General features: G+C 74.3%; 12 protein-coding genes. 7 read left to right on the top strand and 5 right to left on the bottom strand.

The genetic code is table 11. The features are described 5' to 3' along the window. Window positions 1-63 precede the first annotated feature (63 nt). Window positions 64-1,071, top strand: coding sequence for an LLM class flavin-dependent oxidoreductase (locus IFT77_RS05650; protein ID WP_192042735.1), 1,008 nt, complete (start codon window positions 64-66; stop codon window positions 1,069-1,071). Between the two features lie 439 nt (window positions 1,072-1,510). On the opposite strand, the gene phoA is transcribed toward IFT77_RS05650, so the two are convergent. Both phoA and IFT77_RS05640 read right to left on the bottom strand, forming a co-directional pair. After that, window positions 1,511-3,421 (bottom strand): alkaline phosphatase, encoded by a 1,911-nt coding sequence (phoA, locus tag IFT77_RS05645; protein WP_371740942.1) that lies wholly within the window; start codon window positions 3,419-3,421, stop codon window positions 1,511-1,513. 146 nt (window positions 3,422-3,567) lie between these two features. Next, entirely contained in the window at window positions 3,568-4,875 is a 1,308-nt protein-coding gene (locus IFT77_RS05640) for a hypothetical protein (RefSeq protein ID WP_192169400.1), read from the bottom strand. A 151-nt stretch (window positions 4,876-5,026) separates the two neighbouring features. Here IFT77_RS05640 and IFT77_RS16545 point away from each other — a divergent pair, with 151 nt between their 5' ends. The 3 genes from IFT77_RS16545 to IFT77_RS05625 all read left to right on the top strand — a co-directional run bounded on the left by IFT77_RS16545 (window position 5,027) and on the right by IFT77_RS05625 (window position 10,524). After that, complete coding sequence (locus IFT77_RS16545) at window positions 5,027-6,178, top strand: LuxR C-terminal-related transcriptional regulator (RefSeq protein WP_197980405.1); 1,152 nt, start codon at window positions 5,027-5,029, stop codon at window positions 6,176-6,178. A 277-nt stretch (window positions 6,179-6,455) separates the two neighbouring features. Continuing rightward, the gene (locus IFT77_RS05630; RefSeq protein ID WP_192169399.1) at window positions 6,456-9,644 is read left to right on the top strand and encodes a S8 family peptidase; all 3,189 of its coding nucleotides are present in this window, start codon (window positions 6,456-6,458) and stop codon (window positions 9,642-9,644) included. A gap of 178 nt (window positions 9,645-9,822) precedes the next feature. Next, entirely contained in the window at window positions 9,823-10,524 is a 702-nt protein-coding gene (locus IFT77_RS05625) for an endonuclease/exonuclease/phosphatase family protein (RefSeq protein WP_307802944.1), read from the top strand. Window positions 10,525-10,664: 140 nt separating this feature from the next. Here IFT77_RS05625 and IFT77_RS05620 read toward each other — a convergent pair whose 3' ends face one another. After that, window positions 10,665-10,946: a hypothetical protein gene (locus IFT77_RS05620; protein ID WP_123546785.1), complete on the bottom strand. Its 282-nt coding sequence runs from the start codon at window positions 10,944-10,946 to the stop codon at window positions 10,665-10,667. Between the two features lie 377 nt (window positions 10,947-11,323). Here IFT77_RS05620 and IFT77_RS05615 point away from each other — a divergent pair, with 377 nt between their 5' ends. Next, a complete protein-coding gene (locus tag IFT77_RS05615; protein WP_192042245.1) occupies window positions 11,324-12,163 on the top strand; it encodes an aldo/keto reductase in 840 nt (279 codons plus the stop codon). A gap of 188 nt (window positions 12,164-12,351) precedes the next feature. Beyond that, window positions 12,352-13,191, top strand: a complete 840-nt coding sequence (locus IFT77_RS05610) for a Pr6Pr family membrane protein (protein WP_192169398.1) — start codon at window positions 12,352-12,354, stop codon at window positions 13,189-13,191. Here IFT77_RS05610 and IFT77_RS05605 read toward each other — a convergent pair. Beyond that, entirely contained in the window at window positions 13,104-14,648 is a 1,545-nt protein-coding gene (locus tag IFT77_RS05605; RefSeq protein WP_197980404.1) for an FAD-dependent oxidoreductase, read from the bottom strand. The two genes, IFT77_RS05610 and IFT77_RS05605, sit on opposite strands and share 88 nt — an antisense overlap. A gap of 120 nt (window positions 14,649-14,768) precedes the next feature. After that, window positions 14,769-15,566 carry an alpha/beta fold hydrolase gene (locus IFT77_RS05590; protein ID WP_192042243.1) on the bottom strand — a complete coding sequence of 266 codons (798 nt, stop codon included), beginning with the start codon at window positions 15,564-15,566 and terminating at the stop codon, window positions 14,769-14,771. A 210-nt stretch (window positions 15,567-15,776) separates the two neighbouring features. On the opposite strand from IFT77_RS05590, the gene IFT77_RS05585 reads away from it, so the two are divergent. Continuing rightward, complete coding sequence (locus IFT77_RS05585) at window positions 15,777-16,490, top strand: NAD(P)H-hydrate epimerase (RefSeq protein ID WP_192169397.1); 714 nt, start codon at window positions 15,777-15,779, stop codon at window positions 16,488-16,490. The last annotated feature ends 52 nt before the right edge of the window (window positions 16,491-16,542 follow it).

Genomic DNA, 16,542 nt, shown 5'->3' with positions numbered 1-16,542 from the left:
CTCCTCGTTCGTCTGCGCAGCACCCGTGGGAACACCACCCGCGCCTCCGTGGTTGCAGTCGGCATGACCGTTCCCCTCTCGATCCTGGACCTCGCCCCCATCGCACCCGGAGAGACGGCGCGCGACAGCTTCGCGGCGTCCGTCGCCCTTGCGCAGCAGGCCGAGAAGAGCGGGTACCGACGCGTCTGGTACGCGGAGCACCACAACATGGCGACGATCGCGTCGAGCGCGACGTCGGTGCTGATCGCCCACGTGGCGAGCCAGACGTCGACGATCCGGCTCGGCTCGGGCGGCGTGATGCTGCCGAACCACTCGCCGCTGACCATCGCCGAGCAGTTCGGCACCCTCGAGACCCTGCACCCGGGGCGCATCGACCTCGGCCTCGGCCGCGCTCCCGGCAGCGACCAGCAGACGTTCCGGGCGCTGCGCCGCGACCCGGCGTCGTCCGAGCGGTTCCCGCAGGACGTCGTCGAGCTGCAGGCCTTCCTCGCCGGGCAGTCGCGCATCCCCGGTGTCAGCGCCACTCCCGGCGCCGGGACGAACGTGCCGCTGTACATCCTCGGCTCGTCGACCTTCGGGGCGCAGCTCGCCGCCGCGCTCGGCCTGCCGTTCGCGTTCGCGTCGCACTTCGCGCCGGACATGCTGCACGACGCCGTGGCGATCTACCGCCGCGAGTTCCAGCCGTCGACCCAGCTCGACGCCCCGTACGTGATCGCCGGCGTCAACGCCATCGCCTCCGACGACTCGGACGAGGCTCACCGGCAGCTCGCCGATGTGAAGCGCGCCCGCCTGCTCATGCTGCTGCGCCAGAGCGGGCAGATCACGGTCGACCGGACCTTCGGCGACGACGAGCTCGACCACCTGCTCCGCACGCCCGTCGGGGCGCACGTCGCCAGCATGACGACCTTCACCGGCGTCGGCACGGGCGAGGAGGTGGCGGACTACGTCGCCGAGTTCGCCCGCAGCGCCGACGCGGACGAGGTCATCGTCGCGCACTCGTCCCTCGCCACGTCGGCCCGCCTGCGCTCGGTCGAGCTGCTGGCCGACGCGCACGCCCGCGTCGCCGCGTAGGCCCCGGCTGGCCGACCTGCCCGCCGGCCCCGATGTCACCGGACGTCGGGCGTTCAGGAGACGACGTCGTCCGCGCTCCCGCCGGAAGGCGTCGCGACTGTGGTCGACCGCCGTCGCCTGAGTCCTCGACGCAGCCGGTCGGGCCGCGTCGTGTCGAGGAGCCAGGAGACGACGTCGTCCGCGGTCCCGCCGGACGGCGTCGCGACTGTGGTCGACCGCCGTCGCCTGAGTCCTCGACGCAGCCGGTCGGCCCGCGTCGTGTCGAGGAGTCAGGAGACGACGTCGCGGGCGGCGCGGCCGGAGGGCGCGGAGCCGGGGCCGCGACGACGTGACCTGATCCGTCGACCGGACGGGTCGACGCGGTTCTCCGCAGGGACCGGGACGTGCAGGAGGCGCGGGCCCTGTCGGACCCGCGCCTCCCGTCGATCTCCCGCCGGGGCTACAGCCCCGAGTGGTCGATCAGGGTGCGGCGTCGCCGACGTGCCACGAGCACCGTGCCGGCGCCCGCGAGCAGCAGCGCGAGCACGAGGGCGGGGAGCGCGTCCGAGCCGGTGAAGGCGAGCGGGCCGGAGCCCGCGGCCGTGCCGGAGCCCGAGCCGCCGACGCCGGTGCCGGTGCCGCCGGCCCCGCCGGTGGCGGGAGCGGAGGGCGACGGCGAGGCGACGGGGTCGGCCACGACCGAGACCGCGGCGCTCCGCACGGTGCGCGTCTGCACGCCCGTGACCGTGACCGTCCGGTCGCCCAGCGTGGCCGGTGCCGTCACGGTGAACGTCGCGACTCCGTCGATCACGTCGACCGTGCCGAGGCTGGCCCCGTCGAAGGTGCCCGACGCCTGGCGGTCGCCGTCGAGGCCCGAGACGACCACGTCGAACGTGGCGCCCGGCGCGACCTGCGTCGGCGCGGCGATCGTCGCGTCGGCGCTCAGCGAGACCAGGTCGCGGTCGAGCTGCAGCGCGTTCGCGATGGTGAAGAAGTTGTCGGTCTGGTCGATCAGGCCGACGACGTTCGCGGCTCCGGGGCCGTAGCCGGCGACGCGCAGCTGCGTGCCGGTGTGCTGCTGCGACCCGCCCGCCGCGGCGGTGCCGTAGGCGATCTTCATGGTGCTGCCGTCGACGGTGGTCAGCGCGGTGCTGAGCGTGGCCGGGGGAGTCGAGTCGACGATCTGGCTGGTGTGGGCGTGGTCGGCCGTGACGATGACGAGCGTCTCGCCGTCGGCCTCGGCGAAGTCGAGGGCCGAGCGGACCGCCTCGTCGAGGTCGAGCACCTCGCCGATCTGGCCGCACGCGTCGGCGCTGTGGTCGCGCTTGTCGATGGAGGCGCCCTCGACCTGCAGGAAGAAGCCGTCGTCGCCGTCGAGCAGGTCGATCGACTTCTCGGTCAGCGAGGCGAGCGACAGGTCGGTGCTGAGCCGTGCCGGGTTCGGCTGGCAGGTCTGCGGTGCGAGGTCGGCGCCTCCCACGGTCGCGGTCGTCGAGGCGAAGCGCGTGGGGAAGTTGCCGTCCGCGAAGGTGCCGAGCACCGGAGCGGTCTGGTCGGCGGCCGTCAGGGCGTCGAGGCCGGCCTGGTCGGTGATCCGCTGGTAGCCGCGGTCGGTCGCCTGGGCGTCGAGGGTCTGGCCGGTCCACTGCCCGGCGCGCGCCGTCTGGCGGAACGACGCCGCGCCTCCGCCGAGGGTGAGGTCGGCGCGGGTGCCGATGATCTGCTCGCTGATCGAGCCGAGGCCGCCCTGGTCGAGCGCGTCCTTGCCACATGCCGCGACCGTGTCGGGGCCGTAGCAGCTGCGTGCCGCGACGTGGGCCGCCTGCACGGCCGGGGTCGCGTCCTGCAGCTCGGCGGTCGAGACGTTGCCGGTCTTGAGGCCGTTGGCCTTGGCGATCTCGACGAGCGTGTCCTGCGGGGTGCCCGCGATGTCGACCGAGATCGCGTTGTCGTAGGTCTTCGTGCCGGTGGCCCAGGCCGAGCCGGTCGCGGCGGAGTCGGGCACGTAGTCGGGCTTGCCGTCCTTGCCGAGCGAGTAGGTCGTGTACTGGCCCGTGAGGGGGAGGGCGTCGATGCCGGGCAGGGTCCCGCCGGCGCCGTAGGCGTAGTTGCGGGCCGACGTGATCTCGCTGTCGCCCATGCCGTCGCCGATCAGCAGGATGACGTTCTTCGCCGGTCCGGCCTTCACCGACTCGAGCAGGGCGGCCGTGCTGTCGTCGGCGCTGCGGGCGGCCCCGCCGTTGTCGGCGACGTCGGCCGGAGTCGCCGCGAGGGCGACGGCCGGGCTGAGGACGAGGGCGAAGGAGGCGAGGGTCGCCGCCGCCCCCGTGGCCAGTGCCGCGCGGCGGCGGCGGGTGTTCGTGGGGGTCACGTGTCTGCTCCAGTGATCGTGGTCGCGAGTGGGCGTGCACTCCCTGCACGTCCGAGCCCAGCAGAACCCGCGGTCGTGTCCGCCCGGTGAACGGACGCGGTGCGTCAGGTGAACACCCCCGGACGGGGCACGTGAGACGACTGCGGCTACGGCGCGACGTACAGCCAGAGCAGCACGACCGCCACCGGCTGCAGCACGATCCCGCCGACGAGCAGCGTCCGGCGGACGGCGGGCCGCTCGGAGACCGCCGGTGCGCCGAGCAGCGGCGTCAGCGGCAGCAGCAGCCGGAACAGGCTCTGCTGCGGCAGGAACACCGCCACGAGGTAGAGCGCGAAGCTCGCCGTGAACGCGACGGTCTCGTGGCCGAGGCGCAGCGTCGACCGGCGGGTGAACCACACGCTGGCGAGCACGAGCAGCGCGAGCACGAGGGCGATGCCTGCGATGCCGAGCCACCGGCCGGCGAGCAGGAACCACGGCGTCAGCGGCACGAAGGCCGGGCGGCCGACGTAGTCGACCCACCACGCCATCTCCGTCTGCAGGTAGGCGTCGTGCTGCCCGGTGGCGAGGTGCGCGACGACGGGCCAGGCGAGCCCGGCCGCGGCGACGGCCGCTCCCGCCGTCACGATCTGCACGAGGTCGCGCCGGGGCAGCACCTGCCACGGCCACGGCCGAAGCCTCAGCGACGACGCCGACGACGCCCCGGCGGCAGGCCCGGTGCCTGACGACGGGCCCGCATCCCGCTCCGTCCGCCAGCGCACCACCAGGTGCACGGCCAGCGCCAGTGCCAGTGCCAGCGCTCCCGGCCGCGTGAACGCCGCCACCACGCCGCACGCCAGCACGAGCCCGTACCGACGCTGCTGCATCGCGAGCACGCCCCCGAACAGGAGGAACAGCATCAGCCCCTCCGCGTACCCGACGGAGAACAGGAACCCCAGAGGCCCGAAGCAGAGCAGCAGCACGGCCCAGATCGCGCCGCGGTGCCCGACGGCCCGGTCGACGAGCCGGTAGAGGACGAGCGCGGCTCCAGCCCCGAAGGCCGTCGACAGCAGCAGGGCGGCGCCGCTGAACGGCATGCCCGTCGCCACCATCAGCAGGTGGCAGAGCGTCGGGAACACCGGCAGGAACGCCCACTCGTTCGGCAGCACGTTCCCCGCCGCGTCGGTCGGCAGCACCGTCGGGTAGCCCTGGAGGGCGATCGTCCGGTAGCGGTCGGCGTCCCACGACGTGGTGAAGTCGAGCAGCGAGAGCTCCGCGCCCGGCGTCCGGAACTCGACGCCGGCGAGGCGCGCGACCTCCCAGACCACGGCGAGCAGCACCAGGGAGAAGACCCGCGACGCCAGGTAGACGGTCAGCACCGTCGACCAGCGGGCGGGCAGCCACGACGCGAGGTCCGGCGACCGGCGCCGACGGACGTCGGGGCGCAGCGAGGAGGCGGTGGTCGCCCCGTCGCTCACGGAGCGTCCCCGAAGCTGGTCATCCGGAAGACGTTACCCCGCGACGGGCGGCGGGGCGGCCCCGGGGCACGCCGGGGTCGCCCAGGGGCCAGTCGGGCCAGCCGGGCCTGCGGGGTCGCCACGGGGCGCCCCGGCAGGGCACGATGGCCAGATGACCCTGCCCTCCCTCGCCGCGCTCGGCATCGACCCGGTCACCGCCGCGGTCTACGAGTTCGTGCTCACCTGCGGCGACACCGTCGACGTCGCCGCCATCGCCTCCGCCCGCGAGCTGGACGACGCCGTCGTCGTCACCGCCCTCGAGCAGCTGCGCAACATCGGCCTCGTGCACCGCACCGCCGAGGGCCACGGCCGACAGGCCCCCGGCTACGGCGCCGTCGACCCCCGCGTCGCCGTGTCCGCCCTCGTGGCCGCCCACGACGAGCAGCTCGCCGACGCCCGCACCGCCGTCTCGGGCCTCGGCGCCCTCTTCGACGACGGCCGTCGGGTGGCCGACCCGTCGGGCACGACGACGGTGCTGACCGGCCACGCGGCGGTGGGCGACTGGTACTCCCGGCTGCAGCACCGGGCGAGGGGCGAGTTCCTCGCGTTCGACCGGCCACCGTACGTGGTCGCCACGAACGAGTCCGTCGAGCGCGGTGCGCTCAACCGCGGCGTGCACTGGCGGGCGATCTACACGGTCGCGAGCTTCACGGTCGACGGCAGCCTGCAGGGCGTCCACCGCCTCGGGGCGGACGGCGAGGAGGCGCGGGTCACCCACGACCTGCCGGTCAAGCTCGCGATCGCCGACCGCCAGGTCGCGCTCGTGTCGGTCGGGCCGCTCGACGACCCGACGGCCGCCCCCGAGGCCCTCCTCACGGAGTCGCCCGCGCTGATCGCCGCCCTCTGCGACCTGTTCGAGTCGCGCTGGCGGACGGCCGTCCCCGTGCCCGCCCTGGCCGAGACGGCCGGCGCCTCGGGCGAGGGTGCCGACGCCGCCGTCGACTGGTCCGAGGTCGCGGCCCGGCTCGCGGCGGCGACGCAGGGCTCGGGCCCCGGCGTCTCGTCCGACGTGCTCGGAGCCGGGGCCGGCCGTGTCGCCGCCGACGGCCCGGCCGACCCGGCGACCGGCCTCCGCGCCCCGACCGTCGACGAGCGCGACCTGCTCGCGTTCGTGGCCGCGGGCGCGACCGACGACGTCATCGCCCGCCAGCTCGGGATCTCGCCCCGGACCCTGCGCCGTCGCCTGCGCGACCTGTTCGACGAGCTCGGCGCGAGCAACCGCTTCCACGCGGGGGTCGAGGCGGCGCGACGCGGCTGGGTCTGACGTACGCCCCCCTCGGCTGACGCGCGCGCTGACCGGCCGCGCCGCGCCTCCTCGCCTCGTACCCCGTCGAGGAGGCGCGGGTCGGCGGACGGCCTTGTCCAGTGGGCATCGTGGGGGACCGGGCGTACCCCGTTCGGCTGCGTCCGTGTAAATTCCGTGGCCGGTCGAGGACAGTGGCCGGGTTCGGCCATGGCCCCCGGTTGAGGGGCGTCGCATTCTCAGGTAATTCTTACGGATCGACCGTGCCCGACCGGGTGCGGCACCCGGAAGGCACCCTGTGATCACATCGTCCGGCCGACGACGGCCGAAGGCTCCACTCTCCGCACTGCTCATCTCGGGACTCGTCGCCGCCGGCGTCGTCGCGCTGCCGGCCACCTCGGCCCTGGCGGCCGACGGTCCCGCCGTGGTCGGCGACTCCCAGTTCGCGAGCGGGTCGTACATCGTCACGCTGCGCGAGCCCGCGGCCGCGACCTACGAGGGAGGCAAGGCCGGCTTCGCCGCCACCGCCGCCCCCGAGGGCGCGCGCCTCGACGCGTCGGCCGCGCCGGTGCAGGAGTGGTCCGAGCACCTCGAGCAGACCCAGGCCGACGTGGCCGGGGCGGTCGGCGCCACGGTCGACGCGCACTTCTCGGTGACGACGAACGCGTTCGCCGCCGACCTCAGCGCCGACCAGGCGCGGGCGCTCGCCGCCGACCCGTCGGTCGCGGCCGTGTCGAAGAACGAGCTGCTGAAGCTCCAGGCGACGCCCTCGACCGAGTTCCTCGGGCTCGGCGACGCCGAGGGGAACGGCGGCGTGTGGGACGAGATCGGCGGCCGTGACTCCGCGGGCGACGGCGTCGTGGTCGGGATCATCGACTCGGGCATCGCCGCGGGCAACGCCTCGTTCGCGGGCGACTCGCTCGGCGAGCAGGACAGCGCCGAGCCGCACCTCGAGGGCGACTCGATCGTCTACGACAAGGGCGACGGCGGCACCTTCACCGGCGTCTGCCAGACGGGCGTCCAGTTCACCGCCTCCGACTGCAACACGAAGCTGGTCGGCGCGCGCTACTTCGTCGACGGCTTCGGCGTCGACAACATCGGCACGGAGGAGCAGGGCGAGTACCTCTCGCCCCGTGACGGCAACGGCCACGGCTCGCACACGGCCTCGACCGCGGCGGGCAACGCCGACGTCGAGGTGACCATCGGCGACCGCGACTTCGGCACCATCTCCGGGGTGGCACCGGCCGCGAAGATCGCGGCCTACAAGGTCTGCTGGGACGGCCCCGACCGGGTCGCCACAGACGACGACGGCTGCGCCACGCTCGACCTCGTCGCGGCCATCGAGGCCGCGGTGACCGACGGCGTCGACGTCATCAACTACTCGATCGGCGGAGGCGGCGCGACGAGCACCTTCTCGGCCACCGACCAGGCGTTCCTCGGTGCGGCCTCGGCGGGCGTCTTCGTCGCGGCCTCGGCCGGCAACGACGGCCCCACCCCGACGACCGCGGACAACGCGGCGCCCTGGATCACCACCGTCGCCGCGAGCACGGTCCCGAGCTACGCGGCCACGGCCCTGACCGGCGACGGCGCCTCGTACCTCGGCGGCTCGATCACGGTGCCGACCGGCGCCGAGGGCGTCAGCGGCCCCCTCGTCGACGCGGCGACCCTCGCGGTCGACGGGGCGACGGCGGCCGACGCGGCCCTCTGCCGTCCCGACTCGCTCGACGCCGACGCGGCCGCCGCCTCCGGCGCGATCGTGCTCTGCGACCGCGGCGTCTACGACCGCACGGCCAAGAGCGCCGAGGTCGAGCGCATCGGCGGCGTCGGGATGCTGCTCGTGAACCCCGCGCCCAGCTCGGTCGACCTCGACGAGCACGTCGTCCCCACGGTCCACGTCGACGCGGCGTCCTACGACGCCCTGCACGCCTACGCGGCCACCGAGGGCGCGACGGTCACCCTCGTCGACGGCAACCCCGCCGGCCTGCCCGAGCCCGCCACGCCCCAGATCGCCGGCTTCTCGTCGCGCGGCCCGGTGACGGCGGACGGCGGCAACCTGCTGAAGCCCGACATCTCCGCGCCCGGCGTCGCGATCCTCGCCGACGGCGCCAACGCCGCCGGCGAGCCCGGCAGCTTCGAGTTCCTCTCGGGCACGTCGATGTCGTCGCCGCACGTCGCGGGCCTCGCGGCGCTCTACCTGTCGCGCACCGTGCACCCCGACTGGACCCCGGCCGAGGTGAAGTCGGCGATGATGACCACCGCCTACGACCTCGTCGGAGCCGACGGCGCCCCGACCCAGGACGTCTTCGCCCAGGGCGCCGGCCACGTCGACCCCACGGCCTTCCTCGACCCGGGCCTGCTCTACCGCAGCGGGACGGCCGACTGGCAGGCGTACGTCGACTCGATCGACACGATCGAGGGCACCGACTCGTCGCTGAACCTCCCCTCGATCAGCGTCGGCTCGCTCGCGGGCACGACGACGGTCACCCGGTCGGTCACGGCGACGAGCCCCGGCACCTGGACGGCCGAGCCGGTCACCATGGCCGGCGTCACGGCCGAGGTCTCGCCCTCGACGCTGACCTTCGGGGAGGCAGGCGAGACTCAGGACTACACGGTCACCTTCACCCGCACCACGGCCGCGCTCGACGAGTTCGCCACCGGCTACCTGACGTGGACCGACGGCACCCGGGACGCGCGCAGCCCGCTCGCGGTGCGGCCCGTCCAGCTGGACGTCGCCGCGGAGTTCGCGGGCGAGGGCGTGACGGGCGAGGCGACGGTCGACGTGACCGCCGGCGACGCCCTGTCGCTGCCGCTCGCCGCCGAGGGCCTCGCCCTCGGCCAGGTCGCGACGGGCTCCGGCACCGCCGGCGCCGACGCCGCCCAGGTGCCGCTCACGGTCGCCGAGGGCACGACGCACGCGCGCTTCGTGCTCGACTCGGCCGAGGACACGGCCGACCTCGACCTGCTGCTGTACACGGCCGACGCGTCGGGCCAGCCCGACGAGCTGGTCGGGGCCGCGGCCACCGGCTCGGCCGACGAGCAGCTCGACGTGGAGACGCCGGCGGCAGGCCAGTACGTGCTGCTCGTCGACTTCTACTCGGGCGCGGGCGACCTCGGCTGGACGCTGACGTCGTACCTGCTCGACCCGGCCGCGGCTCAGGGCGGCCTCGTCGTCGACCCGGCCGTGCTCGAGGCCGGGCTCGGCGAGACCACGACGGCCACCGCCTCCTGGTCCGACCTCGTGTACGAGAGCAGCTACCTCGGCCGCGTCGTCTACGGCGACACGGGCACGGCGAGCTACCTCACCGTCACGACCGGCGAGGAGCCCGAGACGCCGGTCGACCCGGGCCCCGGCCCGGGGGAGCCCGGCGGGCCCGGCCACGGCGGCCCCGGCCACGGCGGCTTCGACCTGCCCGGCCTGATCGGCTGGATCTGGGGCGCCATCGGCGACCTGTTCCACCACTGGTTCCCGGGGCTGCCCTGGCGCTGAGCCGAGGCTGACGCCACAGCGGGCTGACGCCGCTGCGGGCTGACCGTGCAGGAGGCGGCCCGCACCTTCCCCAGGAGGGTGCGGGCCGTCTCCTCGTCCGCCCCCGGACGACGCGCCGGATGGCCCCTGAGCGCACCCTGCGCCTCCGGGAAACACGAAGGGACTAGGTTCGTCACTCGTGACTGGACAGAACGGCAACACCATGCGCGTGGTGAGCTACAACCTGCGCGAGCACACCGCCAAGGGCGAGATCCGGGCCCTCGCAGAGGACCACCACGCCGACGTGCTCTGCCTGCAGGAGGCCGACACGAAGGACATCCCCGACGAGTTCGGCGAGTTCTCGCTCGCCGCGTCGACCCGGAACAACCGGCTCGGGCTCGCGGCGTACTACCGCCGCTCCCGCTTCGAGCTGCTGGGCACGAACGTCTACGCGCTGAAGAAGAGCATGCACGACCGCGTCATGTCGCCCGCGCACGAGCGCCTGCTGGCGATGCACCTGCACGACCGCATCTCGGGCGCGGACGTGCTGATCGGGTCGTTCCACGCCGCACCGCTCACCGCCACCAACGGGCTGCGCAAGAAGCAGGTCGAGTCGGCCCACCAGCTGATGCGCGCGCTCGCGCCCGGCGTGCCGATGCTCATGGTCGGCGACTTCAACTACCCGTGGTTCCACGGCGGGCTCAAGAAGCGCATCGAGCGCGACGGCTTCGTCCTGACCCGCAGCAGCACGCCGACCTACCTCGGCTACAAGTACGTCAAGGGACACTTCGACTTCGCGACGAGCTACGACCTCACCATCGAGGACGTCGTCACGCTGCCCGCCGGCATCAGCGACCACCGGCCGATCCTCGTGCGTGCCACGGGGCTCGCCACGGCCTAGCGGAGCTGCCGACGACGAGACCACGACGAGAGGCCCGGGTGCGTGTGCACCGGGGCCTCTCGTCTGTCGTGCTGTCGCGCCGTCGACGCGCAGGGCGCGACGGGCGTCGAGGAGGCGGGTCGCGCCTCCTCGGGACCTGCCTAGGCGGCGAGGGCGAGCGCGTGGGCGCTCACGGCGTAGGCCTGCACGATGGTGCGGCTCGGCTCGCGGCGCCAGCTGCGGCCGGGGATGACCCAGCCCTGGGCGCCCTCGACCGTGACGGTCGCGCCGACGCGGACGTCGTCGGTGACGACGTCGCTCCAGGCGCGGACGACGAACTCGGCGCCGGAGGCGTCGACGACGACGAACTCGGCGAGGCGGGCGGTGGACAGGACGGGCTCGGTGGTGACCGTGCCGCTCAGGGTGGTGATGTTCTCGTTCATGCGTGTTCTCTTCTTCGATGTGTGCTGTGTTGCTCAGCGTCGTGGCACGCAGCGCGGGGCATGCGTGGACCGCCGTTCTCGGCGGTGGGGCGGACGGATGTCCTCAGGCTCGGGGAGCCTGGTCGGGCCTCGTCTCGGGCGACGACCGGTGAGTAGGCGAGCGGGTGAGGCTCGGACCGGGGTTCTCGAGATGTGCAGACGGGATCTGCAGGCTTTTCGACTCGGCCTGCGTGTGGACGACAGGGCCGTGAGTCGGGAACGATCTGAGAGGATCGTTGCCAAGCGACCTGCAACGGTAACACGGTCGGGCCGGATGCACCAGGGCTGATCCGTGACGTCGCTGAGAACGCCGCAGGAGGCGGTGGTTCGATGGGTGCATGACATCGATCCCCACCATCACCCTGAACAACGGCGTCGAGATCCCCCAGCTCGGCTTCGGCGTCTACCAGGTCGAGCCCGACCAGACGAAGGACGCGACCCTCACCGCCCTCGAGGTGGGCTACCGCCACATCGACACGGCGCAGATGTACGGCAACGAGGCAGGCGTCGGCGAGGCGCTGCGCGAGTCGGGCATCGACCGCTCCGAGATCTTCGTCACCTCCAAGCTCAACAACGGCTTCCACCGTCGCGACGACGCCCTGAAGGCGTTCGACGGCACGCTCGAGGCGTTGAACGCCGACTACGTCGACCTGTTCCTCATCCACTGGCCCCTGCCCACCACGGACGTCGACTACCTCGAGACCTGGAAGGCGCTCGAGGAGATCTACGCCACGGGCCGCGCCAAGGCCATCGGCGTCTCGAACTTCCACCAGCCGCACCTGCAGCGCCTGCTGGACGAGGCCGACGTCGTGCCCGCCGTCAACCAGATCGAGGTGCACCCGTACCTCACCAACGACTCGCTGCGCCTCTTCGGCGTCGAGCACGGCATCCACACCGAGGCGTGGTCGCCCATCGCCCAGGGCAAGGTCCTCGAGGACCCGACCCTCGTCGAGATCGCCGAGCGCGTCGGCAAGTCGACCGCCCAGGTGACCCTGCGCTGGCACGTGCAGCGCGGCGACATCGTGTTCCCGAAGTCGGTCACGCGCTCGCGCGTCGAGGAGAACTTCGCGCTCTTCGACTTCGAGCTGTCCGACGCCGACGTCGCGGCCATCACCGACCTCGACAAGGGCGAGCGCACGGGCCCCGACCCCGACACGTTCGACTACATCCCCAGCTGAGCTGCGGTCAGGTCAGGTCAGGTCAGGTCAGGTGAGCTGACCTGACCCGTCCGGCCCCCGGGCCGGGCCCGGCTGTGCCGACGGGCCGGTCTCCCCGCAGGGGGAGACCGGCCCGTCCTAGTAGGGTCGTCGTCTGCACGGGAGGCCTACCCGAGGCGTCCCCGCGCTACCAGGAGCGAGTGAACAGGGTGCGAACAGTCGTCGGCGTGCTGCGCCTCGTCGTCGCCGCCGTGGGCACGGCCGCCCTCGTGTCGTACTTCTTCTACACGCTCGGCTTCTCGACCTTCTCGACGGTCAACTACTTCGCGTACTTCACGCAGCAGAGCAACATGGCGAACGTGCTCGTCCTCGCCGTGTCGGGGGCGCTCTCGCTCCGGGGCCGACCCGAGGGCCGCGCCTTCGCCGCGGTGCACGCCCTGGTGACGACCTACGTCGTCGTGTCGGGCATCGTCTACGGCATCATCCTGGTCGAGTCGCTGAGCAACGACTTCGCGATCGGCGTGCCCTGGTCGACCCAGGTGCTGCACTTCTGGATCCCCGGGTTCCTCGTGGTCGACTGGGTGCTCGCCCCCGGGCGCACCCGCGTCAGCTGGGCGATGCTGTCGGTCGTGCTGGTGTTCCCGGTCGTCTGGGGCATCGCGACGATCGTGCGCGGCGCGGACGTCGGCTGGTACCCGTACTTCTTCCTCGACCCCGCGCAGGTGCGCTGGCCGGACGAGTTCGTGATGTACAACGCGATCGCCCTGGGCGTCATCGTGGGGGTCATGTCGGCGTTGATCGCGCTCAGTCACCTGCGGCCGGGGCCGCGGCCGGGCGTGCTGCTGCGGCGCGGCCAGCGCGCCGAGTCCGAGGGGGCTGAGGTCGGCGGCACCCAGGTCGGCGGCGCCCAGGTCGGTGGCGCCGAGGTCCGGGGCGCGGAGGTACGCCGCGCCGGCGAGGATCAGCCGGCCGGTGCCTCCGACGAGTCCGTCCCCGCGGCGGGGTCGGACGTGGACTCGGGCGCTGCCTCGGGCACGAGGTCGAAGTAGGGCGCGAGGCCGGCCAGCGCGTCGGCGACGGCCTCGTCGTCGCCGAGCTCGAGGCTCGCGACCGCGTCGTCCCCGCCCGCCAGCGCGACGAGCACCGGCTCGCCCGTCGAGGGCATGAGGTTGACGAAGACGCGGAAGCCCGAGGCGCCGTCGACCGTGGTCAGCACCGTCGCCTCCGTGCTCCAGGCGCGCTCGTCGAAGCGCAGCCAGAGCACCTCCTGCTGGGCGACGCCGAGCGTCTCGATCGCCGCCGTGTGCGTGGTCGGCAGCTCCGGGGCGAACTCGGTCGTCCCCTCCTTCAGGACGCCCAGCGGCAGGGTGACCACGACGCGGTCGACCGACAGGCTCTCGCCGGTGGCGAGGCGGAGGCCGACGCCGCGGTCGCCGTACTGGATCCGGGCCACCGTGCTGCCCCGCAGCACGTCGAGGCCGTCGAGCTGCGCCTCGACGAACGCGGACAGGTCGCCGGTGACGAACGGCTCGCCGAGCGGGAACAGGCTGCCGAGGTCGGCGGCGACGAGCTCGCCGACGTCGCCCGGGTCCTGTCGCTCGGCGAGGTCGTCCGGCCCGGCGCCCCAGCGGACGGGCAGCGCCTCGTCGAGCACGAACTGGAGGCGGGCGGCGTCGGACACGCCCGTGGAGTCGGGCTCGAGCGACTGCTGCTCGGGCCCGGCGCCGGCGCCGGCGACGGCCTGCGCGACCGTCACGGAGGCCGCCTGGTCGTCGGCCCACCCGGCGGCCGACGCGAGGGAGCGCTCGGGGACGCCGTCGAGCGAGGTCGCCTGCCCGCCGGAGGACCGCACCTCGAGCACCTCGCCGAGGCGCACGGTGTCGACCCGGCCGAGGGCGAGCGCGGCGCTGAGAGCCGTGGCTGCCTGGCCGTCGAGGGAGGCGGCGCCGAGCTGGACGGGGAACGGCCAGTCGCCCCCGGTGTACGAGGCGACTCGGCCGCCCACGCGGTCGCGGGCCTCGACGACGACGACGTCGTAGCCGCGCGCCGCGAGGCTCCTGGCTGCAGTCGCGCCGGACATCCCGGCGCCGACGACGGCGATGCGCTCGCCCTGCTCGGCGATCCCGGCGACGGCGTCCGCGACGTCGAAGCCGCTGGCGTGGGCCCCGCCGAGGGTGCCCGGCGCCGTGCTCGCGGTGGCCTCGCCGGCGAAGAAGACCCGGTCGTCGACCGGCCGGCGGAGCGCCGCGCGGTCGTCGTCGGACGACGACGTGGTCAGGTAGCTGCCCGAGCCCCGCGCGAACGGGTCGTCGGCCCAGCCGCTGCGGCGGAACGCGGACGGCGTCGGCCCGGCCGAGGGCGTCGCGGTCGGGGTCGGCGTGGGCGTCGGCGTGCTGCTCGGGGTCGTCGGCGCGGGGGAGGGGCCGTCGGTGGTGCAGGCGGCGAGCAGCAGCACGGCGGCCCCGGAGGCCGACCCCGTCAGGAACGCTCGACGACTGATGCCCATGGTGCGTCCATCATCGCAGGGCGGGGGCCCGTGCGGCGACGTGTGCCGCGACGTGCGCAGCGGGCGGACCGCGACGTGCGCCGCGACGCGCGCGGCGGGGCGGACCCCGACTCGCGCGCCTCAGGCGTCGACGGCCTCGAGCCAGGTGCGGAGCAGGTCGGTGACCTGGTCGACGGGCATCAGCGACGACGCGTGGTCCTGCCCGACGAGCTCGAAGAACGCCGCGGTCGGCATGCGGCGGGCGGCGTCCTGCGACTCGCGGTGCCGTGCCTCGTCGCGGGTGCCCGCGATCAGCAGGGTGGGCACCGACACGTCGTCGAGCTGCTTCGCCGTCAGCCCGCCGCCCGTCTCGGCCGCCCGGAAGAACGCCGCCAGGGCGAGCGGGTCGTCGCTCATGAAGGCGAGGCGGGTCGCCGGGTCCAGGCGACGGCCCATGGTGTGCTCCCAGCGCTCGACGAAGGCGGCCATGCCCCCGGTCAGGAGCGCCTCCTCCCAGTCCGGGGCGAACGTGGCGCCGATGTTGCCGTTCATCGGCGCCCAGCTGCCGCCGATCGTGGTCAGGGTGCGGAGCAGCTCGGGCTCGTGCGCGGCGATCGACAGGCCGACGCGGGCGCCGAACGAGTAGCCGACGAAGTGGACCGGCGCGAGGCCCGTCGCGGCGAGGACGGCCGCGACGTCGCCGCGGTGCAGGGCCATGTCGTACGAGGCGGCGTCGTGCGGCGCACCGCTCCGCCCGTGGCCGCGCAGGTCGAGGGCGACGACGGTGAAGTCGCGCTCGAGGTCGCGCAGGTAGCCGAGACCGCGCCACGCGCCGCGCGACAGGCCCGAGCCGTGCACGAGCAGCAGGGGCGGCCCCTCGCCCGCGACCTCGTACGCGATCTCGGTGCCGTCGACGGGGTTCTGGACGTGGTCGCGCATCGGACCAGTCTGGCAGCGCGGCGACCCGTCGACGACTCAGGCGTCGTCGTCGCCAGGCGGCTCGGCACCGGTGCGGCTCCTGCCCGCCGGCCCGCGCCTCCTGAGTCCTCGACGCGTCCCGCTCACCCCGGCGCCGCCTCGGTGATCCGCCGTCGGCGCGGCCGGGCGGCCGGGCGGGCGGCGTGGGCGGCGGGCGGGCACGATGGAGCGATGATCGACGGGTGGACTGCCGCACAGGTGAAGGCGGCCGAGCAGCCGCACCTCGACGCGGGCGAGCCGCTGATGCAGCGCGCGAGCGCAGGGCTCGCGCACGAGGTGGAGCGGCTGCTGCAGGCCCGGGACCGGTGGCCCGCGCCCGTCGTGCTGCTCGTCGGCAGCGGCAGCAACGGGGGCGACGCGCTCCTCGCGGGTGCCGCACTGGCCGACGCTGGCTGCGCGGTCACGGTCGTGCCCACCGGCAGCCGGCTGCACGGGGAGGGGCTCGTCGCGGCCCGCGCCTCCGGTGCCGTCGTCGACGACCCGGCCCGCTGGTCGACCGTCGAGGAGGCGGGCGCCCGGCTCCGGGAGTCGGGCGCGGCCGTCCTCCTCGATGGCGTGCTCGGCACCGGCACGAGCGCCGACCCGGCCCTGCGAGGCCCGGCCCGTGACGTCGTCGCGGCGCTGCTGCCCTGGGTCACGGCCGTCGACGGCCCGCCCGTCGTCGCAGTCGACGTGCCGAGCGGCATCGGCCCCGACGACGGTGCCGTGCCCGACCCGACCGTGCTGCCCGCGACCCTGACCGTCACCTTCGGGGCCCACAAGGCCGGGCTCCTGATCGAGCCCGCCGCCGCCCTCGCCGGCGAGGTGGTTCTCGTCGACATCGGCCTGCTGCCCGACCTGGCCGCGGTGCCTCCGGCGGTCAGCGTGCCGGAGCCCGCCCCCTGAGCGTGGGCCCTGACGGCCTGCCCCCGCCGGCGCGACCCTGTCGGTCGGGTCT

Origin of the sequence: Frigoribacterium sp. CFBP 13729 (assembly GCF_014841875.1) — a bacterium.
Taxonomy (GTDB): Bacteria; Actinomycetota; Actinomycetes; order Actinomycetales; family Microbacteriaceae; genus Frigoribacterium.
This window is presented reverse-complemented; position numbering and strand designations above follow the sequence as displayed.

What these genes read in the sequence shown, in the direction of transcription:
- IFT77_RS05650 (WP_192042735.1), top strand. Translation starts at nt 64, where the DNA reads ATGACCGTTCCCCTCTCGATCCTGGACCTCGCCCCCATCGCACCCGGA.
- IFT77_RS16545 (WP_197980405.1), top strand. Translation starts at nt 5,027, where the DNA reads ATGACCCTGCCCTCCCTCGCCGCGCTCGGCATCGACCCGGTCACCGCC.
- IFT77_RS05620 (WP_123546785.1), bottom strand. Translation starts at nt 10,946, where the DNA reads ATGAACGAGAACATCACCACCCTGAGCGGCACGGTCACCACCGAGCCC.
- IFT77_RS05615 (WP_192042245.1), top strand. Translation starts at nt 11,324, where the DNA reads ATGACATCGATCCCCACCATCACCCTGAACAACGGCGTCGAGATCCCC.
- IFT77_RS05605 (WP_197980404.1), bottom strand. Translation starts at nt 14,648, where the DNA reads ATGGGCATCAGTCGTCGAGCGTTCCTGACGGGGTCGGCCTCCGGGGCC.
- IFT77_RS05590 (WP_192042243.1), bottom strand. Translation starts at nt 15,566, where the DNA reads ATGCGCGACCACGTCCAGAACCCCGTCGACGGCACCGAGATCGCGTAC.
- IFT77_RS05585 (WP_192169397.1), top strand. Translation starts at nt 15,777, where the DNA reads ATGATCGACGGGTGGACTGCCGCACAGGTGAAGGCGGCCGAGCAGCCG.